The following is a 23055-nucleotide window of genomic DNA, read 5'->3' as shown; positions in this document are numbered from 1 at the left end:
GAGGGATTCTGTATGAACATTAAAACACAAATATTGGTGGCAGCCGTGGTTTTTCTGTCACTGGGAATTTTGATCAACCTGATCAGAAAAAATAAATTAGAATTAAAATATGCACTACTCTGGTTTCTGCTTGGAATTGGCGTCCTTATCTTTGACTGCTTTCCGAGCCTTACAAGCTGGCTTGCAAAAACCTTTGGAATTGGACAGGCAGTCAACCTGCTGTTTTTTGCGGGCTTCTGTTTTGCGCTTCTGATTATATTTTCCCTCACAACGGCAGTATCCAGGCTTTCTGTGAAGGTGAAGCGATTGACGCAGGAGATTGCTTTGCTGGAAAAGCAGGTAAATCATAAAGAGGGAACAGGGCAGGAACCGGATGCTGAGAGGGAAGACAGGTATGAAGGAAAGTGTTAAAAAATATTTTAAATATGTAAAGTTTGTCTGGCTGCCTGTTTTAGCACTTATGGCAGGTGTTTTAGGTGAGATTATATATAATTTACCAATTGAAAAACAAAATGATTTTCAATATATGGCTGCAGATCAAATTGAACCTCAGGATTTTTCTCTTCAGGAAGATGGGAGGTATGTCAGTTCAGGGCAAAAGGCTTCTTTGACAATAAGATTTGAAAAACAATATGTGGACAAATTTTATTATGAATACTCCTATGGGGATGCATTGGAATGTGATATAGATATAAAAGAATATATATCAGATGATAATATTGTCAATAGAACTATTCATGATTCCAACAATTATATACTTTGTAGTTCTACAGTCAATATTCGGGCTGTAACAGATCAAATTACGATCCGATTGCCGGAAGATGTGCCAGATGTGACAATATATAATATTGCACTGAACAATACCCGTAATTATTCCTTTTACAGGATAGGGTTCGTCACTCTGGCAGCCTTTTTTTTATTGTCTTTACTTCTGGTATTATATAAAAAAATAGCGGTTAAATTAGAAGTGGTGTTTTTGGTCATTATCATGTCAGTGGGTATGCTTGCCATTATGGCTATGCCGTCCCATAAGGTAGGATTTGATGAGGAGATACACTTTGGAAGAGCCTATTTCTTCGCAGACACACTGGCAGGAAAAGATGAAATTGCATTCCCGGCCGGCATCAAAGATTTGATATATCCTTCTATACGGAATTGGCCGTATCACCTGCCGCAGTCAGAACAGGAGCAAAAGGCGGAGAATGAATACTGGAATGAAACGATCAATTACATGGACAAATCTGGGGAAGGATGGGAAACTGATGGTAGCTATTCGTTAAATCTTTATACGTTCAGCTATATTTTTCAATGGCTTATGCTAAAATTGGGAATGCTTTTGCATCTGCCGTTTACGATCGTCTATAAGATGGGGCGTATGGGCAATTTGTTTTTGTACAGCACAGTAATATATTTTGCAATCAGGCATCTGAAAACCGGGAAGGCATTGATGCTGGCTGCTGCGTTGATGCCTACTGCGTTGATGTCATCCCTTACTTACACCTATGACGCCTGGGTAAATGCATTTAGCATGCTGGGAATTTCTTACTTGTTGATGGAATGGATGGACAGAGACAGAAAGATTTCCTACAAAAATGTTGCTATATTTACAGTAGCTTTTGTATTAGCCAGCCTTCCAAAACCTGTATATATACCCATGATCATTTTGGCATGCTTTTTTCCAAAGGAAAAGTTCAGGACAAAAAAGGAAAGCAGTATTTTCAGGGGAGCAGTTTTTTTGGTGATGCTTCTTATGCTGAGCACTTTTATGCTTCCGGCAATATCGAATCCACAGAGTATGGGGGGAGATGCCAGAGGGGGAGATACCAGCGTTGCAGGACAATTGTCTAATATATTTTCTCATCCGCTGTTTTATACAAAATTGTTGCTAAAGAGTATTTCGGATACATTTTTTGGATTTGTATTTGGGTCAGAAGGAATGAGCCGGATGGGGCATTTTATGGTGATAGACAGGACGGTGCCGGCTGTAATTCTATTTATGTATACAATTATGGGGGCTACAAAAAGAGATTACAGAAAAGGGCTGAAAGTATGGGAGAAAGGATTGGCTGTATTTGTTTCATTTGGAATTATGTGTTTGATTTGGACAGCGCTTTATTTAAGTTATACACCAGTTGGAGCGGGACAGATTAACGGAGTGCAGGGAAGGTATTATTTTCCTGTGACGATCTTACTTTTCATGGCTTTTAGAAGTAAAAATCTGATCAACGATATTCCAGATCATATTCATACTGTGATTGTGTCGGGAGGCTCCCTGTTTATCCTGTTACCGGTTATTTATAATACAATTATAGTTCAAACTTTTTAGCAAAGCATTAAGATTTCTTTCGTGACTTATAACGTTCAGCAACGGATGAGTGAAATAAGGCGTTGAAATTTAATTCTGAAAATGATATAGTATAACAGATTACTACAGCTTTGCGAAGTGGGAGGAAACCTTTTATGGATACTTATGGTTACAGCCAAAAGTATGGTAAGGTATATATAAGCAAATAAATGAAGTCGGACGGCAGTATCCACAGGGTACTGCTGGTTTGCGTGTAAGGAGTAATTTTAATATATGATTAAAAAGAAAAGTGGAAAGTGCTTCAAGATTACGTTAATTGTTGCCATGATATGTTGTTTTATGACCTCAGTTCCGGTTGAAGCGGTTTCAAACGGTACGATTTATCCTATTACCACAGATGAAATCCAGGGGTGGCCCAAGGGTCCGGAGGTGGCTTGTGAGACTGCAGTGCTGATGGAAGCGGACAGCGGTCTTGTGTTATATAATAAAGGAATGAATGAACTGAGATACCCGGCCAGCATCACAAAAATTCTGACAGCCCTTTTAACTATAGAAAATACCTCACTGGATACACAGGTGACATTTTCAGAAACGGCAGTGGCGGCAGAGCAGATAGCTGGAAGCAGTACGATTCATATGCTTGCAGGAGAGACAATAACTATAAAAGACTGTCTGTATGGTCTGATGATTCAATCAGCAAATGAGGTGGCTGTCCAGTTAGCAGAAGTAGTATCTGGTTCGGAGAGTGCATTTGCAGAGTTAATGAACCAAAAAGCCGCAGAATTTGGGTGTAAAAATACACATTTTACCAATGCCAGTGGCCTGCCGGATGAAAACCATTATACAACGGCATATGATATGGCATTAATTTTTCGGGAAGCATTGAAAAATGATACATTCCGGGAAGTGATTTCCGCACAGAATTATATAATCCCTGCCACAAATATGACGGCCGCCGAGCGGAGTATGCACACACACCACCCGCTTATGGCAACGGAAAGTCCAGAGTATTATGAGGGCTGTATTGGCGGAAAATCCGGCAGTACAGAGGCGGCGGGAAAAACCCTGGTGACTGGTGCTGAAAAAAATGGTAAAACTTATATAGCGGTAGTAATGAAAGGTGCAGACATGGGACCTAATTGTCTGGACACCAGGAATCTTTTTGACTATGGCTTTGAAAGTTTCGAGAAAGTGGAACTGGAAGAAGGTTATGTGATTGTACCAAAAGATGTCACAGTGGAACAATTGGATGCGACAGAAGAAGTGCAGTCTGATGGACGGACATTGATTCGTTATACCTTTGCAGGCCAGGAAGTAGGGAGTGCCTATAAAAAAGAGAAAGAGCAGCAGGTCCAAACGGAACCAGAAGAGCAGACAGAGACTGGAGACGTAGAGGATACGAAAAAGAAAGATTTGAAAGAATCCCCAAATAAGGAGCAAAAGGGATGGTCGCTAATGAATATTCTTATAATCCTTATGGTCGTTTTTACTATTGTACTGATAGTCCTTTTAGCTGCGTTGATTCGCCACGACAGAAAAAAGAAGAGAAGAAAGAAAAGAAAGAATAAAACAAATAACAAAACAAATAAATAATATGGAAAAGAGGAAAAAGCGATGGGTAAAATCAAAGTGGAAACATGTGAAATTGAAGGTCTGAAAATCATTACACCGGCAGTTTTTGGGGATGAGAGGGGATATTTCATGGAGACATATAATTATAATGATTATAAAACGGCAGGTATAGATATGGAATTTGTCCAGGATAATCAGTCCAGTTCAAAAAAGGGGGTGCTCAGGGGCCTGCATTTCCAGATTAATTATCCCCAGGACAAACTGGTACGTGTCGTAAGCGGGGAAGTGTATGACGTGGCTGTGGATTTAAGACCTGGTTCTAAAACATTTGGAAAATGGCATGGAGTACTGCTTTCAGCGGAGAATAAGAAACAGTTCTTTATCCCTAAAAACTTTGCACATGGGTTTGTAGTGTTGTCCGATTATGCTGAATTTGCATATAAATGTACAGACTTTTATCATCCAAATGACGAAGGCGGACTAAAATGGAATGATCCGGATATCGGTGTGAAATGGCCCATGCCAAAAGGGATGGAAGAAAAGGATCTGATAATATCTGAGAAGGACCACAAGTGGGGCGGTATTCAGGCTTACAGGGATAATAAATAAACAGGAGCGACACATATGAAAGAAAAAATATTAGGCTTACCAATAGAGTTATACCAAAATCGACGTCTTATTCTGTCACTGGCAAAAAATGATTTTAAGACAAAATACGCAGGTTCTTATCTGGGAATCGTCTGGGCGTTTATACAGCCGGTTGTCACCATTATGGTATATTGGTTTGTGTTTACTATCGGACTAAAAGCTGGCGACATGGAAGATTATCCTTTTGTATTATATCTTATATCCGGTATTGTCCCGTGGTTTTTCTTTCAGGACAGCTTGAACGGTGGTACAAATGCTCTGTTGGAATATAATTATCTGGTAAAAAAAGTAGTATTTAAAATCAGTATCCTTCCTATTGTAAAGGTGATATCTGCATTGCTTGTGCATGTATTTTTTGTGGCATTCGCGTTGGTGGTATGCGCTGCGAACGGATACGCACCCACAATACACACGATACAGATATTCTATTATTCAGGATGTACATTTTTATTTTCTCTGGCACTGGTCTATGCGACAAGTGCCATAGTAGTATTTTTCAGAGATTTGACACAAATTATCAATATCTTTCTTCAGGTGGGAATCTGGATGACTCCTATTATGTGGGATTTATCGAGAATGAGCGGACATCCTTTTTTGAGTAAGTTGTTCAAATTAAATCCGGTTTATTATATCGTTTCAGGGTACAGGGATTCTATTCTGGGCAGAACCTGGCTGACGGCACATTGGAAATGGGGGCTTTACTTCTGGATTGTTACTATTTTGTTGTTTGCCCTTGGATCTGTTATTTTTAAACGCCTGAAACCACATTTTGCGGACGTACTGTAAGGAGAGAAAAGCATGTCAGATATTGCAATTTCAGTGAACCACCTTAGTAAAATGTATAAATTATATGATAAGCCCATGGATCGGTTAAAAGAATCCCTGGGCCTTACAAAAAAGAAAAAATATAAGGAACATTTTGCTTTAAATGATGTTTCTTTTGATGTAAATAAAGGGGAAACAGTAGGAATAATAGGTACGAATGGTTCCGGTAAATCTACGATTTTGAAAATCATCACAGGAGTTCTGAATCCTTCAGGAGGCGGGATAACTGTAAACGGCAGGATTTCTGCGCTTTTGGAACTTGGTGCAGGATTTAATATGGAATATTCTGGTCTGGAAAATGTCTATCTTAATGGAACTATGATTGGCTTTTCCAGGGAGGAGATAGATGTTCGGCTGGATGATATATTAAATTTTGCAGATATCGGTGATTTTATTCATCAGCCGGTCAAGACGTATTCAAGCGGAATGTTTGTGAGACTTGCATTTGCTGTGGCAATCAATATAGAACCTGAAATTCTGATCGTAGATGAGGCTCTTTCTGTTGGCGATGTATTCTTCCAGGCAAAGTGTTACCGCAAATTTGAAGAATTTAAAAAGATGGGACGTACCATTTTGTTTGTTAGCCATGACCTGGGAAGCATAAGCAAATATTGTGACAGAGTAGTACTTCTAAACCAGGGGATCAAGATGGCTGAGGGAAAACCGAAAGAGATGGTTGACCTTTATAAAAAAATCCTGGTGGGACAGGCAGAAGATGATACAGCAGAAGAGGTGGATGCTCCGGCTGAAGAAGAACCTGGTAAAAAAACAGGAAAATCCGGTTCTCAGGAAGACTCCTGGGCAAAACCATTTGCGCTTAACCCTGAGCGTCTGGAGTATGGGGACAGGTGTGCACAGATTATGGATTTTACTATTGTAGACAGTCAGGGAATTCCGACAAATACAATAGAAAAAGAAAGCAGCTTTACTATAAAGATAAAAGTACGGTTCAATAAGCCTGTGTCTGAGCCTATTTTTGCATACACATTTAAGAATATTCAGGGTACAGAAATCACAGGGACGAATACCATGTACGAAAAAGTGGAAATACTGCCGCAAAATGAAGGGAATGAGGTGGTAGTATTATTCACCCAGGAAATGAATATGCAGGGTGGCGAATATTTGCTGTCACTTGGATGTACAGGTTACCAGGATGGGGAATTTGTAGTATTCCACCGGCTTTATGATATTTGTAATGTCACCGTAATATCGAGTAAAAATACAGTTGGTTTTTATGATATGAACTCCAAGGTGAAGGTTTTCTATCAGTAAAACAAGCTGGGAAACGGAATGGGCAGGATATGAAAGAAAAAATAGGAAATGTTGTATTAGACTATGAGTTCTACCCTGGAAAAGATTTATACAGTGATGGAGCAGTGGAGGAAGAACTTCTTGAGATTGCCAGTAATCATAAGGGAGAGGAATTTAACAGAATCATAGCAGAGAAAAAAAGCTGGCCGGTTTTATATCATTTTTCACATGTTAGAAACAATATTACGGACTGGCTCCCTATCAGTAAGAAGGATAAAGTATTGGAAATTGGTTCCGGATGCGGTGCGGTGACTGGCTCCCTTGCAAAAAAAGCCGGACGGGTCACATGTATAGATTTGTCTAAAATGAGAAGCAGGATCAATGCTTATCGGCACCAGGAACTGAAAAACATTGAGATTATGGTAGGGAATTTTCAGGATATTGAAAAGACACTGCCATCGGATTATGATTACATCACTCTCATAGGGGTTTTTGAGTATTCGGAAGGATATATCGGTACGGATAACCCGTATGTGGATATGCTCCGCATTATATCAGGCCATCTAAAGCCCGGCGGAAAATTAGTGATCGCAATTGAAAACAGGTTTGGTTTGAAATATTGGGCAGGATGTACGGAAGACCATGTGGGGACATATTTTGAAGGAATTGAAGGATATCCCAATACAAATGGTGTCAGGACATTTACCAGAAAAGAGTTGGAAGAAATTTTTAGGGAAGCAGATTTGGATACCTTTACTTTTTATTATCCGTATCCGGATTATAAATTTCCCATGTATGTCTATTCAGATATGTGGCTGCCAAAGGTAGGGGAACTGCGGGAAATAAATTATAATTTTGACAGACAGCGGGTTCGTCTGTTTGACGAGACAAGGACGTATAATTCTATTCTGGAGAATGGATTGTTCCATCTGTATGCCAATTCTTTTTTGGTCTTGCTGGAGAAGCAGCAGGAACAAGAAGAGGAATTTGCAAGGATATTTGTAAAATATTCCAATGAACGTTCACCATTCTTTTCTATCAGGACAGAAATATTGAAAAAAAGTAATGGAGAAAAAAAAGTGTGCAAATTCCCTGAGACCCAGGAGGGGAAAACGCATTTGGAGCATATTGCTTATACTTATGAAAAACTTTCGGATATTTATGCGGGCACTCCCATAGAATTGAACCGTTGTGTCAGCACAGGGGAAGGGATTGAACTGGAATATCTGACAGGTATTACACTGGAGACGGTATTGGATGGTTTTCTGCGGAAAAAGAAGTTTGAGAAATTATGGCAGACACTGAAGCGATATCTTGATGTGCTGGATAGTGTGGGAAATGACCGTGATTTTGTTATGACAGATGGCTTCAGAGAAGTCTTTGGTGATGTGTCCCTGCCAACGGGGCTTAAATGTGCTAGGATGACCAATATTGACCCAGTCTGTAATAATATAGTATGGGAAGAAGATCGTTGGCAGATGCTGGATTATGAATGGAGTTTTGAATTTCCGGTTCCTGTCCATTATCAGATTTTCCGTGTCCTTAAATATTACTTATATACCAGTACTGCCAGAGGCAGACTTTTAGAACTGGACTTTTTCACTCGTGCAGGAATCTGCCGGGAAGAGATAGAAGCTTATGAAATTATGGAAAGTAATTTTCAGCGGTATATCCTGGGAAATAAGGTGCCGATTCGTGATATGTACCAGGATATTTCTCCCGGAGTCCTCTTTGACCTTAGGGACAGGAGTGCCCTGCAAAGTTTAGAATATAAGGATAAAGTGCAGATTTATGAGGATTATGGTGATGATTTCAGTGAGGAAGATTCCAGATTCCTGACAAGGGAAGATGGCAGTTTTAAAGCCGAGATACTGGTTTCTCCTGATGTCAGACGTATACGGATAGATCCCTGCTGCAGCAGTTGCATCCTGGAAGATGTAAAAATTAAGGCCAGAACAGAAAAAGAAGGCTGCATTCCGTTACCCTATGCTGCCAATGGGATAAACAGTTCTGATAAAAGATTGATATTTAATACGGAGGATCCTTATCTCGTAACGGATTATCTTCCAAAAGAAACTATTTCTGTCCTTGTGGAGTTTCGGGTAGCAGAATGCGGAAAAGAAGTTTTAGAATTACTTCTGAAGGAAAAGAAACAAAAAGAAGAGCTGGCCTCTGAAGTTGGAGTGTTGAAAGAAACTCTGGCAGGCAGGGAAGCTTTGATACAGGAAATGAAAAATACAAAAGTCTGGAGAGCATACCAGATGATGAAAAAGGGTTTTAAAAATGAGTGAGTTGCTGAAAAGTATAGATCTGACACAGATAGAGATGCATAAGGAACGACAGTATAGGATAGAAGGATGGTGTCTTTTTACCGACGGTATGGAGTTTACACTTGAGGTCAGGGGGGATAACTCTGCCGTACTTTCAAGTAAAAGACTTACACGGAAAAGGGAAGACCTGAAAGAGGTACTGAAAGGGATTAAAATTCCAGAAGATGCAGGTTTTGCGTTCTATCTGTCTGATATTCCTGATATTGTGGAAAAATTTAAGACAATTGGTATATACGTGATTTCAGCGGACGGGGAAGAAGAGATTTTCTCCAAGAAGACAGAAGAATTACAAAAAGAGTATGAGTTTGCAAAAATATTTTTTAATGTTGATTATCTGGAATTAGTAGGAAAGCAGATTGTGATCCGTGGCTGGGTCATTGATCTGGATGAAAAAGAAAGCATAAAAGTGGAGGATGAAAGAGGAATATCTTTGCCCCATAGAATGGAACGCCTGGTACGGCCAGATGTTAATAAAAATTACAAATTAGCCAATCAGGACTATAAATGTGCCTTCAATATCAGCATTATGCGAAAAGAGATACAGGGACAAGAACTGCGCATTATCTTTTCAAACGGTACGGCTGAAAAATCTTATGTAATAAACATGAAGGAGTTTGATTTTGAACATTCCAGAAAAGGACGCTTAAAAAAAGCACTTGCTAAAGAAAATAAGGAGAACAACAAGGCTTATATTAGCAAATATGGCTGGAAGGCGTTTTATCATTATCTCGAAACACAGATGAATCCACATTATGGGGATTATAACCTGTGGCTGAAACAACACAGCGCAACAGTCCCCATGCTCAGGAGACAGAAAAACCAGCATTTTAAATATGAACCGCTAATCAGTGTCGTAATTCCTTTATACAATACGCCGCTTAAATACTTGAAGGAAATTATAGATTCTGTGTTACAACAATCATATAGTAAGGTACAGTTATGTCTTGCAGACGGCAGTACGGATCGAGGCGTGGAAAAGTTTGTTTTAAGAAAGTATGGAAAAAACCCTCATGTGGTTTACAAAAAATTAGAGAATAATGGGGGGATTTCAGAAAATACAAATGCTGCGCTGGCACTTGCTGCAGGTGACTTTATTATGTTGGCTGATCATGATGATATAGTAGCCAAAGACGCTGTCTATGAGATTGTAAAAGCCATTAATCAGAATCCGGAGACAGATATTGTCTATACAGATGAAGATAAAGTTACTATGGATGGCAAAGACTTTTTTGAGCCTTGTTTTAAGCCGGATTTTAATTTAGACTTCCTTAGAAGTAGTAATTATATCTGTCATATTTTTGTGGTTAGACGAATTCTGATCCATGAGATTGGAGGTTTCCGAAAAGAGTTTGATGGTGCGCAGGATTTTGATTTGATTTTACGCTGCTGTGAAAAAGCCAGGGTGATTGCCCATGTACCCAAGATACTGTATCACTGGCGTTCTCATCCAAATTCAACGGCAGGAAATCCGGACAGTAAAATGTACGCTTTTGAGGCTGGCAGGAAGGCATTGGAAGAACATTATCGCAGGGTGGGAATTAAGGCATCTGTTGAATTGACAAAAATCTTTGGAAGATACCGTACATTTTTTGAAATTGAAGGGGAGCCTAGGATTTCCATCATAATACCGAACAAAGATCATATTGATGATTTGGATAAGTGCCTGAAGTCGGTATATGAAAAGAGCAGTTATGAGAACTTTGAAATTATAATAGCTGAAAATAACAGTGTGGAAAAGGAAACATTTGCCTATTATGAAATGTTGGCAAATACGCATGAGAATCTAAGAGTGATCACTTGGAAGGGTGTTTTCAACTATGCAGCCATCAATAACTATGCTGTTCAATATGCTTCGGGAGATTATTACTTGTTCTTAAATAATGATGTTGAGATTATTAGTCAGCACTGGATGGAGGAAATGCTGGGATATTGCCAACGAGAAGATGTAGGTATAACCGGAGCTAAACTCTATTATCCGGATGAAACAGTTCAACACGCCGGCGTGGTCATTGGTCTGGGAGGAATCGCAGGACATGTTTTTTCCTGTATTCCAAGAGAAGAATATGGTTATGGGGCCCGTCTGGTAAGCGCACAGGATTTAAGTGCTGTGACAGCTGCCTGTATGATGACGGATAAGAGAATCTTTGAAGCGGTGGATGGCTTTGATGAAAGCTTTGAAGTGGCTTTTAATGATGTGGATTACTGCATGAAAGTAAGGGCCCTTGACAAACTGGTGGTCTTTACGCCTTATGCGGAGCTATACCATTATGAGTCAAAATCAAGAGGAAAAGAAGAAACAGCGGCGCAGCTCGAGCGATTTCGGGGTGAGGTGGAACGTTTCAGAAGAAAGTGGCCGGATATCTTGAAAAACGGGGATCCATATTACAATAAAAATCTGACATTAAAAAAAGGTGACTGTTCTTTAAGAAAGTAACGTCGGCCGGGAACGGAGGATGTACAGGTGCAGCAGGATATAGCAGTAGTAAAACGTGAGAGATTTGATTTAGAGAATCCGAACCGCTATTTATTGCAGGGGACTTTTCCAAAAGAAGGAAAAGTAATGGCATCTCTGGACAATAGACTTACAGTACCTGCAGAGATTTCCCAGTGGGAAAATGTAAGTGCGTTGGAGCGATTTGTGGATTTGGATTCCCTCCATAATGAAAAGATAACCGTGGCAGTGGAACTGCCCGAAGATATTACCGGTTATAAAAAACTGAACATTTACGGAACGGAAAAAGGAAAAAAGTTTTTATGGTATTCGATATCGGTAAAAAATCTGATCAAAAAGCAGGGGAAACCACAATTTTATTTGGAGGAAGTTAAATGTGACGCCGGAAACAGGCATTGCAGTGTGAGGGGATGGGCAGCATTTGACAGCGCCGTAGAAATTACGGTGTTGGATGCAGAGAGAAATAAAATCCCCTGTGTTGTTCAAAGGATGCAGCGTCCGGATGTGGATGAAATGTATAAGGAATATTCTCTTACAGAGCCATGCGGATTTTATTTGGAGGCAGCAAATATTCCGACTGCAGATTTTATTCTTGTGTTTACCTCGGGAAAACAGAAAATTGGAAAATGGCTGAGTTTCCGAAAAAGCCGGATAGTTCAGGAGAAAGCTGTACTGTATTTTGACAAAGGGGTGAAGTATCTTAAATTTCATGGACTATCCGGACTTTCATCCAAGATATATTCTAAAATACAGAATTACAATAAAAGACCTGTAGAATATTCTAAATGGCTGCCGAAACATCTGCCTAAGGCTGCTGAACTGGAAGCACAGAAAAAAGAGGTATTTGGGTGGAAACCTAAATTCAGTATTGTGGTTCCTCTTTATAAGACGCCGGAAAAATACTTGTATAGCATGATTGATTCTGTGAAAGCGCAGACTTACAGCAATTGGGAACTATGCCTTTCTGATGGCAGCGGTTCAGATTCTCCCCTGAAAAAGAAGTTGGAGGAGTATGCAAGGAAGGATTCCAGGATTATTGTAATACCGCATAAGGAACAGCTTCAAATATCAGAAAATACAAATGCGGCCATAGGGGCTGCCTCCGGGGACTTCCTTGTTTTTGCAGACCACGATGATACTTTGACACCGAATGCTTTGTATGAATGTGTCAAAGCCCTGAATAAAAATAAAGAGATTCAGGTTCTGTATTCGGATGAAGATAAAATGACTATGGATGGTAATAAATTTTTTCAGCCGCATTTTAAGCCTGACTTTAATATTGACCTGCTATGTACAGTAAATTATATCTGTCATCTGTTTGTGGTGAAAAGAGACATACTCTGCAGGACAGGGCTGCTGCGCAGAGAATTTGACGGAGCACAGGACTATGATTTTATATTCCGGTGTGTGGAAGAAGCTGGAAGAGAGCATATCTGCCATATTCCAAAGATTTTGTATCATTGGCGCTGCCATGAAGACTCTACGGCTGAAAATCCGGAAAGCAAGAGATATGCTTTTGATGCGGGACGAAAGGCAGTTCAGGCACATTATAACCGGTTGGGAATCACGGCGGAGGTGTATCCAGGAGAATTTTTAGGGCTTTACCGGACCAGGTATATAAGAAACTATGATCCACTGATTTCTATTATAATACCGAATAAGGATCATATTGAAGACTTGAAAAGGTGTATCAACTCTATAGAAAATAAGAGCAGCTATAAAAATTATGAGTTTATCATTGTAGAAAATAACAGTACAGAAAAAGAGACTTTTGCCTGTTACAAGGAATTGGAAAAAGCAAATGAAAAGATTCATGTAGTATATTGGAAGGGTGTTTTTAATTATTCTGCAATCAATAATTATGGTGTGGAACATGCCCGTGGAGAGTATTTGCTTCTTCTGAATAATGATACCGAGATTATCAACGAAGACTGTCTGGAAGAATTGCTGGGTTATTGTTTGCGGGAAGATGTTGGGGCTGTAGGCGCACGTCTTTATTATGAAGATGATACGATTCAGCACGCAGGAGTGGTGATTGGGTTTGGAGGAATAGCTGGTCACTGTTTCGTGCAGCAGAAGAGAGGCGTTACGGGCTACTGCCACAGGATTATCTGTGCGCAGGATTACAGCGCTGTAACTGCCGCCTGCATGATGGTAAAGAGAAAAGCATTTGAGCAGGTGAATGGTCTGAGTGAGGAACTCCAGGTAGCATTTAATGATATCGATTTCTGCATGAAATTACAGCAGGCAGGATACCTGGTGGTATACAACCCTTATGCAGAGCTTTATCATTATGAGTCAAAGTCCAGGGGATTGGAAGATACTCCGGAAAAAGTAGCTCGCTTTAACCGTGAAATAAAAACATTTGAAGAGCGCTGGCCAGATATATTAAAAAATGGGGATCCCTATTACAACCCGAACCTGACTTTAGACAGCCAGGATTTCTCACTGAAAAGGATTTAAATGTGCTGAAGGATGAAGAATAAATGTAAAACAATTCTGCCGGAATTTTTGTTTGTATTGGCAGTCGGCTTGTTTCTGCTTGCATGGGCGGTGATTCAGCCTTATAATGCATCGCCGGATGAAGATATGAAGTATCAGATAGTGGAATATATTATGAAGCACTGGCGGCTGCCCCATGGAGGAGACCCGGAAATACGCCATGAGCTGTGGGGGATTTCCTATGCGTTTAATCCAATCTTATCCTATATGCTGGGTGCAGTGACTGGCAAAGCAGCAGCACTGGTTTCAGGGTCAGCAATGGCTCCTGTGATCGGTGCAAGGTTTGTCAATGTGATTTTTGGGATGGCTACAGCAGCTCTGACAATCAAAATAGGGAAGACTATGTTTAAAAAAGAAACTGCCCGATTTTTTATAGTGCTGGTATGTTTTCTGCCGGGTTCTTTATTTATACATTCCTATATCAACACAGATTCAATCGCAGTGTTTTCCACATCATGGATTGTATGGTGCTGGGTCAAAGCGGTTAAAAAGGGATGGACTAAAAAACTTTCCGTGGAGCTGGCCGTGGCGCTGTCAGTTTGCGCATTATCTTATTACAATGCATATGGGTTTATTTTATGCAGTGTGTTCTTTTTCTGTGGAAGTATATTATTCTGTGAGGACAGACAGAATAATATGAAAAGAATGTTTACTCTGGGAATTCTGATCACTCTTATTGTGGTTATTTGCGCGGGATGGTGGTTTATAAGAAATGGATTTCTTTACCATGGAGATATACTGGGAATGAAAACTTCTTCTGAGTTTGCAGAACTGTATGCTAGAACAGATCTGAAGCCATCAAACAGGATGACACCGGAGAGACAAGGGATGAGTATTGTTGATATGTTCTTCTGGGTACCTGGCCAGTGGAGGCATAATTGGCTGGGGACAGTAGTGGTAAGTTTTGTGGGAACATTTGGATTTCTGGATATATTTATGCCGAAGATTTGGACCCTGCTGTATTGTACTGTTTTTGGACTTGGAATATTTGGTTTGTTTTTTCAGTTACGCAGGCAGTTTTTTGTCACCGGACTTCAAAAACAGGTAACATATCAGAAAGATGATAAGGGAAAAACAGAGCATATCGTGATACGAAAAGAGAAAAAATGGTATATAAAAAACTATTTTCATATCTGCATGTTGGCCGCTATGGTAATTCCGTTTATCCTGTTGGTGAAATACGCATATTCCAGCGACTTTCAGGCACAGGGACGATATCTAATGCCCATGCTCATACCGTTTATGTATTTTATAACGCTGGGGTATCAGAATCTGATGGAGAAATTGATTAAAAAAGAAAAAATTAGGGTTTGGGTTTATAAAGGGTTGGATATTCTGTATATGGCTTCCGCCGTAGCTGTGTATATCTTTGTCTTTGTACCAAACTATATTTAAAAATATAAACCGGTCTGCAGTTGTTGTTTTAAACTGCAGACCGGTTTTACTATATTTTCTCCTGTGTCTGAGGGGTTTTATAACATTCCCGAACGACAAACTGAGGCGATTTATTTTGAGAAATAAAAATCCTGCCTATATATTCACCTAATAAACCAAGCATCAGCATATTCAGACCACTGACAATCAGCAGAGCACACATGAGAGATGTCCATCCAATAATAGGATCCGGGCAGATAAACTGCCGTATGACCATGATTACAGTGAGTAGAAAACCAAGAAATGCAAAGAAGCCGCCGAAAAAACTGGCGATTCTGAGAGGTTTTACAGAAAATGAAGTAAATCCATTTAGCCAGAGCATAACCAGTTTATTAACAGTAAATGTGGTTGTACCAACCTCACGTTTTTTATGGTCAATGAAGACATTGGTCAGATGATCTGTTGTACGCAGTATCAGTCCCCATATATAAGGAAAAGCGCTGTCGTACCGCAGCATCTCATCCTTTACGAAAGAATTCATGATAAAGTAGCTGCACAAAGTCAGGTCTTTCGGCTTTTTGAGCAACAGAGTTGCCATCTTATCATTCAGACGGCTTCCCCAGTTTTTAAATGCACTATGTTGTTTTACATGATATTTGCCAAAGACTGCATCATAGCCCTCCTCTATTTTTGCAATCAGTTTGTGGGCCTCAGCAGGTGGATTCTGGCAGTCATCGTCCAGTGAGATGATATAATCACCGGTGGCATAAGTATATCCGGCCATGAGCGCTGCGTCCTGTCCGAAATTCTTGGCAAGGTTAATGGCTGTAACCTGTCGGTATTTTTGTGCCAGTTCTTTTAATACTGGGAATGTATTATCCTTGGAGCCATCGTTTACAAGAATTATTTCATATTCATAATCCTCTTGCGGGAAAGCTTTAAATATATCGCTTACTACAAGGGATATAGTTTTTTCTGAATAGTAGCATGGAATGACAAAAGATAGTGTTTTATTTAATTTCAAAATATCGCCTCCTGTTGTTTGGTAAATCTCAATCTTTTTAAGTATAGCATATTTAAGGTTTCCTTTAAACCAGAAATGTGATAGAATGTACAAAGAATTTAAAACACGCTGTAGGGGATGGAAAAGAGATGAAAGGTAAAAGAATACTTTATTATGATATGTTGAACATTGCGGCATGCATATGTGTTATAGCATTGCATCAAAATGGCTTAGTTCACTCATTTAGTGACAGTTCTGCTTGGAGAGAGGCTTTAGTAATTGAAGTGGTCTGTTATTGGGCGGTTCCCATTTTCTTTATGCTGACTGGTGCAACACTGATTGATTACAGAAAAAAGTATAATACAAAGACTTTTTTTAAAAAGAGGATATTAAGGACGATGATTCCGTTATTTTTTTGGGATTTGATTTTTCTGATATGGAAAAGTTGGACAGAGCAAATTGATTTAAACGGAAGAGGCATAAAAGATATAATTTCTATGTTCACAAATAATGAAATTCAGTATGTATATTGGTTTTTTATACCTCTTTTTTCTATTTATTTATCCATTCCGGTTTTATCTATGATTGTAGAGGCTATGAAAGAACGTAAGAAGATTAATAAAATATTTATATATATGATAATCATAGAATTTCTTTTATATTCTGTAATGCCTTGTATATTTAAAATAGTTGGATTCAGATGGAATGGGGGGATGCAGCTTTACGTGGGCTCAGGGTATCTCATATTTGTGCTTTTAGGTTACGTATTATCTCACAATGAAATACCGAAAAATATCAGAGTGGTATTATGGGTTCTAGGCATTGTTGGCGCGGCATTTAGGTATTTTTATACATTGGTGACCTCAATATCCCAAGGTGAAAAAAATACGCTTCTGTTTGAATATATGTATTTCCCGAGTGTACTGCTTGGAGTGGCGGTGTTTGTGCTATTCAAATACATACCATGGGATAAAATTCTCATCGACGATTGGTTAAAGAGAATTATATCTATTGTATCATCCTGCAGTTTGGGGGTTTATATGATTCATATACTTGTTATGACATATATGCAGCAAATTACAGGTCTTTCATCTAACAGCTTAATGTGGAGAATTGGTTTTATACCAGTCGTATATGGTGTTAGTCTGTTTATTGTAATAATCTTAAAAAAGATACCATTATTAAATAAAATTATGGTGCCGTAAATAAAAACGTTGAAAGATGTATAGAGTCAAGGTGAGGATATGTCAAAAAGTAAGCTACAATGGGTAAGAATTATAAAGAAGTTATCTCCTTATACCATACAAAAAGGATACCGCTATTTAAAACACTATGGTCTGAAAGAGTTTTGGATTCGCCTGCATGAGAGATTTGAACCGGAGGAAGTCCCATATGGACCATGGTATGAGGCATACCGTCCTACAAGCGAGATTTTGGAAAAGCAGCGGAAACATACCTGGAAATACAATCCTAAGATCAGCGTCGTGGTTCCGGCATATAGAACACCTGAAAGGTTTCTGCGGGAAATGATAGACTCTCTCAAAAACCAGACATACGGCAACTGGGAGCTGTGTATAGCCAATGCCAGTCCGGAAGATGCTTCCATGGAATTTGTAATGAAAGAGTATGCCTCTTCGGACAGCAGGATTGTTTGGAAGAAACTGGAGAGCAATCTCGGAATCGCAGAGAATACAAATGCAGCATTTGCTATGGCTTCAGGGGAGTATTTCGGGCTTTTAGACCATGACGATCTGCTTGCTCCTAATGCATTGTATGAGGTTGCGTCAGCCCTGGAAAAAGAACCGGATATTGATGTGATCTATACAGATGAGGATAAAGTGAGAGCAGATCTGTCGGAACATTTTCAGCCCCATTTAAAGCCGGATTATAATCCGGATCTGCTTCGGGCAAATAATTACATCTGCCATTTTTTTGTGGTGAGACGGGGAATCATGGAGCAGACAGGCGGGTTTCGCAGAGAGTTTGACGGTGCCCAGGACTATGATTTTATATTCCGATGTGTGGAGAACGCAAAGAAGATACATCATATACCGGAGATTTTATACCATTGGCGGACACACCAGGCTTCTACTGCCGATAATCCTGCCAGCAAGATGTACGCCTATGAAGCAGGAAAGCGGGCTATTGAGGGCAATTTAAAGCGCTGCGGCCTTTGCGGGAAGGTCAGCCATACAAAAGATTATGGCTTTTACCGTGTGGAGTACACCGTGCAGGAGTTACCCATAGTTTCCATTATCATTCCTAATAAAGATGAGAAGGAAGCTTTGAAAAAGTGCATAGATTCCATTTTAAATAAGTCAACATATCAGAATTACGAAATTCTTATTGTAGAAAATAATAGTAAGACAGACGAGATTTTTTCTTATTACCGTGAACTGAGAAGACAGGATAAAATACGTCTTTTAAAGTGGGAGAAACCATTTAACTATTCGGCTATAAACAATTACGCTGCAAAAAAGGCCAGGGGCGAATATCTTCTGTTTTTAAATAATGATATGGAAGTCATTTCAGCTAATTGGATAGAAGAGATGCTGGGACACTGCCAGAGACCGGATACAGGAATTGTGGGCGCTAAATTATACTATCCGGATGGCACCATTCAGCATGCAGGTACGGTTATCGGTATAGGCGGAATCGCGGGGCATATGTTTGTGGACATGCCGGGAGAGCGCACCGGTTACCTGCACAAGGCTTCTCTGCAGCAGGATTTAAGCGCGGTTACGGCTGCATGTATGATGGTAAAACAGGATGTATTTTTTGAAGTCAGTGGTTTTGAAGAGAAGCTTACCGTTGCCTTCAATGATGTGGATTTCTGCCTCCGTGTTCGGCAGAAGGGATATCTGGTGGTTTATGATCCCTTTGCAGAACTGTATCATTATGAGTCAAAAAGCCGGGGAACAGAGGACAGCAAAGAGAAAGTGCGGAGATTTCAAAGTGAGATTGAATTTATGCGCTGCCGTTGGGAGAGGCTGCTAAAGGAAGGGGATCCCTATTATAACAAAAACCTCTCTCTTACAAAGTGGAACTATTCCCTGCGGCCAAAAGAATAAAAATCTCAGGACACAGCATTTAGCATAAGGCTGTGTCAGAAAGGTTTCCAGAAAACATGTATGAAGTATCGGTGATCATTCCGAATTTTAATGGAAAAAAATATTTGAAGGATTGTCTGGATGCACTGCTTGTGCAGGATTTTCCTTCATTTGAAATAGTAGTGGTAGATAACGGATCAGAAGATGGCAGTGTCACATATCTGAAAGAGAATTACCCGCAGGTCAGAATTATTGCATTAAAAGAGAATACGGGGTTCTGCGGAGCAGTAAATGCTGGAATCCATACATCACAGGCAAAGTATATTCTGCTCCTCAATAATGACACGATCGTCCAGGAAGGCTTTATTAAGGCTTTGGTTCAGGATATTAAAAAAAGTCCTGATATATTTTCCTGCCAGGCGAAAATGCTGCAGATGCATGATAAAGGCAAGATAGATGATGCGGGGAATTATTACTGTGCCCTGGGATGGGCTTTCGCAGATGGAAAAGGAAAGCCGGAAAAGAACTATAATGAAAGAAAGAAGATATTTGCCTCCTGTGCCGGAGCGGCTATTTATAGAAAAAGTATTTTAAATGAAATCGGCTGTTTCGATGAGGAGCATTTTGCCTATCTGGAAGATTTGGATATTGGGTATCGGGCACGCCTTTATGGGTATGAGAACTGGTTTTGTCCAAATGCCCGTGTTTACCATGTAGGCAGCGGCACCAGTGGTTCCAGGTATAACTTATTTAAAATCAGATATTCGTCCAGAAATAATGTGTATATGATATATAAAAATATGCCGCTTTGGCAGATTGTACTGAATTTTCCGCTGTTTCTAGTGGGATTTGGGATAAAGGCGGTGTTTTTTGCATGTAAGGGGTTTGGCAGGGAGTATTTAGCAGGAATCAAAAATGGGATTCAGATTTCCAAGAAAAACAAAAAAGTCTTAGGTAAAAACATCAAAAAAAGTAGAATTTGGTGTATACAGTTTTGGTTATACAAGAATATAATAACCAGAATTTTGTGATGCAAAGAATGTGAAGCTATTTGGCGGGTCTACGAACAGTAACTTCTATCCATTCCATGACCAGCCATGTTTTTAGAACCATTGTAAATATAAACAAGGTATGTTATAATTTACCGGATTAAGTCATAAACGAATTACAGAATACACATAACTGGTGTGAAGTTAAAGAGAAAATAAAGGACTTAGATATGTTGAAAAAATATTTGAAAAAACTGGATAAAAGTTTATTGTTATTTTTAAAGATAATTTTATATGTTTTGCTCTTGGGTACTTTTTTTCTGATAATGTCTTATAAAAATAGGCCGTTGATGATTGTCTCCAGGACGATGGGAAGCACACTACTTACCTTTATAATTGTGGGGATGCTTTTTTTGAAAATATATGGGACATATGATATTGGACGGAGAAAAAGCAAACCTATAATTTATTCTCTTTTCTTGGCTATTGTATTTACGGATATCGTAACTTATCTGGAGCTGATGATAATGAATACGATTATTCCTAATATTCATGCATTCCGTTTTACAAGTCTGGAATGGCTGCTCATAACTATGTTGGTACAGTTGCTGATTATAATTTTATTTGTATATGGAGGAAATGCCTTTTATTTTTATCTGCATGAGCCTGAAAGTTGTTGTGTGATTATAGCATCTAAAGTAGGGTTAAAACGGGTGCTGAGGGGGGTCATGAAATACAAAAAACAATACAAAATTAATTATGTGGTAAATTATAAAAGTAAGAAAGTATTTGAAGCCTTAAAAAAAGTAAATACAGTTTTTATTTGTGATATTCCGGTCTTAGAGCGGACAGAAATCATTAACTACTGTTATGAATATAGGAAAAATGTTTATTTTACACCGGAAATATCGGATATAGTGGAAGCGAACTCTGAAAATTATCTTTTGGATGATATCAGTGTATTTAATTATAATGTGAAAACTTTGACTTTGGAACAGCGTCTTGTGAAGCGGTCTATGGATTTGCTCCTTGCAGTTTTGTTTGGGGTTATAAGTTTCCCTGTATGGGTGATTAGTGCATTCATGATTAAGTCACATGACCATGGGAAGGTATTATTCAAACAGAAAAGAGCAACCTTAAATGGAAGAGTTTTTGAAGTATATAAATTTAGGACTATGAAAGAAAATGTAGAAAACCGCTCTGTAACGAAGGAGGATGACCGGATTACGCCTCCCGGCAAAATTTTGAGGAAAACCAGGCTGGATGAGCTTCCGCAATTATTAAATATTTTGAAGGGGGATATGAGTTTTGTGGGGCCACGGCCCGAGATGCTGGAAAATGTGAATGCTTATACAGAAGAATTGCCAGAGTTTAAATATCGTTTGAGAGTTAAGGCGGGATTGACAGGATATGCCCAGATAGCTGGAAAATATAATACTTCACCGAAGGATAAGTTGATGATGGATTTATTATATATTGAGAAATATTCTATCTGGAAGGATATTCAGTTGTTGTTTCAAACGGCTATTGTTTTGTTGAAGTCAGACAGTACAGAGGCATTTGAACTGGAAACTGAATCGGAACTGGAAGGTTTGTTAATATTTGGAGATGATGAAGAATAGAACCAGTAAAGTTTATAATATGTATTGTGTTTGTATGTGCAAAAATTTAGAATAGGAGATTTTAATTATAATGTCAGATATTAAAGTAAGTGTAATTATGCCAGTTTATAAAGTGGAAAAATATGTAGGCAAGGCCATTGAAAGTATTTTGTCACAAACCCTTAAAGAATTTGAATTTTTAATTGTGGACGACGGTACCCCTGATAAAAGCGGTGATATTTGTGATCAATACGCTGCAAGTGATAAAAGAATACATGTTATACACAAAGAAAACGGGGGTGCTCCCAGTGCAAGAAATTCAGCAATAGATATGGCAAAAGGGGAATACCTGTATTTTATGGATTCAGACGACTGGGCAGAATCCACTATGCTTGAGGAAATGTACGATTTAGCAAAGAGCAGTAACGCTCAGCTTGTAGTCGCTGGTTTTTATATTGATACTTATTATACGGATACTGAGTACAGGCAGGATAATTTTGTTGCAGAGGACGCACTATATTTGGAACAAAGGACTTTCAGGGAGAATGCACATAAATTATTTGATAGAAATTTGCTTTATACACCATGGAATAAACTTTTTGAGACAAAATATATTAAAGGAAACAATTTGAAATTCCCTCAAACTTTTTGGGATGATTTTCCTTTTAATATTAGTATTGTGCGTAATATAGAGAGAGTTTCAGTAACCTCTAAACAGTACTACCATTTTATAAGAAAACGTGCGGAATCCGAGACAGCGGCATATCGTCCTAATATGTACGAAAAAAGGGAGGAAGAGCATAGTTGGATGATTGGGCTCTATAAAGAATGGAATGTCCATAATTCGGAGAGCAAAGAAGTGATTGCCCGGAGATATATTGAACGTTTTATTGGATGTGTTGAAAATTTGACAAATCCTAATTGTAATCTTACATATGGAGAAAAGCGTAATAAGGTAAAGATGATGTTGGGGAAACAGCGAGTTAAGCAGACATTGGAACTTGCAAAACCAAAATCTTTTTATATGAAAATGATGCTGGTGCCCATAAAATTAAAGAATGTGACATTAACATTACTGGAAGCACAGATTATTACTTTCGTGAAAACCAGAAATACAAAATTATTTTCCAGGTTAAAGGCAAGGCGGTAAAAT

16 protein-coding genes are annotated in these 23055 nt (G+C 39.0%); 15 read left to right on the top strand and 1 reads right to left on the bottom strand.

Going from position 1 to position 23055, the window contains the following annotated elements:
* Nucleotides 1–12: 12 nt before the first annotated feature.
* The 10 genes from C6P39_RS01255 to C6P39_RS01210 all read left to right on the top strand — a co-directional run bounded on the left by C6P39_RS01255 (nucleotide 13) and on the right by C6P39_RS01210 (nucleotide 15280).
* Complete coding sequence (locus C6P39_RS01255) at nucleotides 13–411, top strand: DUF2304 domain-containing protein (protein WP_104802504.1); 399 nt, start codon at nucleotides 13–15, stop codon at nucleotides 409–411.
* Nucleotides 395–2326: a DUF2142 domain-containing protein gene (locus C6P39_RS01250; protein ID WP_158661421.1), complete on the top strand. Its 1932-nt coding sequence runs from the start codon at nucleotides 395–397 to the stop codon at nucleotides 2324–2326. Before C6P39_RS01255 ends, C6P39_RS01250 begins: the two co-directional genes overlap by 17 nt.
* 252 nt (nucleotides 2327–2578) lie before the next feature.
* Nucleotides 2579–3898 carry a D-alanyl-D-alanine carboxypeptidase family protein gene (locus C6P39_RS01245; RefSeq protein ID WP_104802502.1) on the top strand — a complete coding sequence of 440 codons (1320 nt, stop codon included), beginning with the start codon at nucleotides 2579–2581 and terminating at the stop codon, nucleotides 3896–3898.
* A 21-nt stretch (nucleotides 3899–3919) separates the two neighbouring features.
* On the top strand, nucleotides 3920–4486 hold the full coding sequence (gene rfbC, locus C6P39_RS01240; RefSeq protein WP_104802501.1) for a dTDP-4-dehydrorhamnose 3,5-epimerase: 567 nt from the start codon (nucleotides 3920–3922) through the stop codon (nucleotides 4484–4486).
* Between the two features lie 15 nt (nucleotides 4487–4501).
* Nucleotides 4502–5311, top strand: coding sequence for an ABC transporter permease (locus C6P39_RS01235; protein ID WP_104802500.1), 810 nt, complete (start codon nucleotides 4502–4504; stop codon nucleotides 5309–5311).
* A 12-nt stretch (nucleotides 5312–5323) separates the two neighbouring features.
* Nucleotides 5324–6622 (top strand): ABC transporter ATP-binding protein, encoded by a 1299-nt coding sequence (locus C6P39_RS01230; RefSeq protein ID WP_104802499.1) that lies wholly within the window; start codon nucleotides 5324–5326, stop codon nucleotides 6620–6622.
* Nucleotides 6623–6651: 29 nt separating this feature from the next.
* Complete coding sequence (locus C6P39_RS01225; protein ID WP_104802498.1) at nucleotides 6652–8892, top strand: SAM-dependent methyltransferase; 2241 nt, start codon at nucleotides 6652–6654, stop codon at nucleotides 8890–8892.
* Nucleotides 8885–11365 (top strand): glycosyltransferase family 2 protein, encoded by a 2481-nt coding sequence (locus C6P39_RS01220; RefSeq protein WP_104802497.1) that lies wholly within the window; start codon nucleotides 8885–8887, stop codon nucleotides 11363–11365. The genes C6P39_RS01225 and C6P39_RS01220 overlap by 8 nt, the downstream gene beginning before the upstream one ends.
* Before the next feature lie 27 nt (nucleotides 11366–11392).
* Nucleotides 11393–13846, top strand: a complete 2454-nt coding sequence (locus tag C6P39_RS01215; RefSeq protein ID WP_207657101.1) for a glycosyltransferase family 2 protein — start codon at nucleotides 11393–11395, stop codon at nucleotides 13844–13846.
* 12 nt (nucleotides 13847–13858) lie between these two features.
* Nucleotides 13859–15280 carry an ArnT family glycosyltransferase gene (locus C6P39_RS01210; RefSeq protein ID WP_104802496.1) on the top strand — a complete coding sequence of 474 codons (1422 nt, stop codon included), beginning with the start codon at nucleotides 13859–13861 and terminating at the stop codon, nucleotides 15278–15280.
* Between the two features lie 49 nt (nucleotides 15281–15329).
* Here C6P39_RS01210 and C6P39_RS01205 read toward each other — a convergent pair whose 3' ends face one another.
* Nucleotides 15330–16283 carry a glycosyltransferase family 2 protein gene (locus tag C6P39_RS01205; protein ID WP_104802495.1) on the bottom strand — a complete coding sequence of 318 codons (954 nt, stop codon included), beginning with the start codon at nucleotides 16281–16283 and terminating at the stop codon, nucleotides 15330–15332.
* 128 nt (nucleotides 16284–16411) lie between these two features.
* Between C6P39_RS01205 and C6P39_RS01200 the strand changes: the two genes are divergently transcribed.
* The 5 genes from C6P39_RS01200 to C6P39_RS01180 all read left to right on the top strand — a co-directional run bounded on the left by C6P39_RS01200 (nucleotide 16412) and on the right by C6P39_RS01180 (nucleotide 23052).
* Nucleotides 16412–17467, top strand: coding sequence for an acyltransferase (locus tag C6P39_RS01200; protein WP_104802494.1), 1056 nt, complete (start codon nucleotides 16412–16414; stop codon nucleotides 17465–17467).
* 39 nt (nucleotides 17468–17506) lie between these two features.
* A complete protein-coding gene (locus C6P39_RS01195) occupies nucleotides 17507–19333 on the top strand; it encodes a glycosyltransferase family 2 protein (protein ID WP_104802493.1) in 1827 nt (608 codons plus the stop codon).
* Between the two features lie 56 nt (nucleotides 19334–19389).
* Nucleotides 19390–20343 (top strand): glycosyltransferase family 2 protein, encoded by a 954-nt coding sequence (locus tag C6P39_RS01190; protein ID WP_104805827.1) that lies wholly within the window; start codon nucleotides 19390–19392, stop codon nucleotides 20341–20343.
* Between the two features lie 188 nt (nucleotides 20344–20531).
* Nucleotides 20532–21923: a sugar transferase gene (locus C6P39_RS01185; RefSeq protein ID WP_242986858.1), complete on the top strand. Its 1392-nt coding sequence runs from the start codon at nucleotides 20532–20534 to the stop codon at nucleotides 21921–21923.
* Nucleotides 21924–21993: 70 nt separating this feature from the next.
* Nucleotides 21994–23052, top strand: a complete 1059-nt coding sequence (locus C6P39_RS01180) for a glycosyltransferase family 2 protein (RefSeq protein ID WP_104802492.1) — start codon at nucleotides 21994–21996, stop codon at nucleotides 23050–23052.
* Nucleotides 23053–23055 lie beyond the last annotated feature (3 nt).

This window comes from Blautia marasmi (assembly GCF_900258535.1).
Lineage (GTDB): Bacteria > Bacillota > Clostridia > Lachnospirales > Lachnospiraceae > Blautia > Blautia hominis.
This window is presented reverse-complemented; position numbering and strand designations above follow the sequence as displayed.

What these genes read in the sequence shown, in the direction of transcription:
- C6P39_RS01255 (WP_104802504.1), top strand. Translation starts at nt 13, where the DNA reads ATGAACATTAAAACACAAATATTGGTGGCAGCCGTGGTTTTTCTGTCA.
- C6P39_RS01250 (WP_158661421.1), top strand. Translation starts at nt 395, where the DNA reads ATGAAGGAAAGTGTTAAAAAATATTTTAAATATGTAAAGTTTGTCTGG.
- C6P39_RS01245 (WP_104802502.1), top strand. Translation starts at nt 2,579, where the DNA reads ATGATTAAAAAGAAAAGTGGAAAGTGCTTCAAGATTACGTTAATTGTT.
- rfbC (WP_104802501.1), top strand. Translation starts at nt 3,920, where the DNA reads ATGGGTAAAATCAAAGTGGAAACATGTGAAATTGAAGGTCTGAAAATC.
- C6P39_RS01235 (WP_104802500.1), top strand. Translation starts at nt 4,502, where the DNA reads ATGAAAGAAAAAATATTAGGCTTACCAATAGAGTTATACCAAAATCGA.
- C6P39_RS01230 (WP_104802499.1), top strand. Translation starts at nt 5,324, where the DNA reads ATGTCAGATATTGCAATTTCAGTGAACCACCTTAGTAAAATGTATAAA.
- C6P39_RS01225 (WP_104802498.1), top strand. Translation starts at nt 6,652, where the DNA reads ATGAAAGAAAAAATAGGAAATGTTGTATTAGACTATGAGTTCTACCCT.
- C6P39_RS01220 (WP_104802497.1), top strand. Translation starts at nt 8,885, where the DNA reads ATGAGTGAGTTGCTGAAAAGTATAGATCTGACACAGATAGAGATGCAT.
- C6P39_RS01210 (WP_104802496.1), top strand. Translation starts at nt 13,859, where the DNA reads ATGAAGAATAAATGTAAAACAATTCTGCCGGAATTTTTGTTTGTATTG.
- C6P39_RS01200 (WP_104802494.1), top strand. Translation starts at nt 16,412, where the DNA reads ATGAAAGGTAAAAGAATACTTTATTATGATATGTTGAACATTGCGGCA.
- C6P39_RS01195 (WP_104802493.1), top strand. Translation starts at nt 17,507, where the DNA reads ATGTCAAAAAGTAAGCTACAATGGGTAAGAATTATAAAGAAGTTATCT.
- C6P39_RS01190 (WP_104805827.1), top strand. Translation starts at nt 19,390, where the DNA reads ATGTATGAAGTATCGGTGATCATTCCGAATTTTAATGGAAAAAAATAT.
- C6P39_RS01185 (WP_242986858.1), top strand. Translation starts at nt 20,532, where the DNA reads ATGTTGAAAAAATATTTGAAAAAACTGGATAAAAGTTTATTGTTATTT.
- C6P39_RS01180 (WP_104802492.1), top strand. Translation starts at nt 21,994, where the DNA reads ATGTCAGATATTAAAGTAAGTGTAATTATGCCAGTTTATAAAGTGGAA.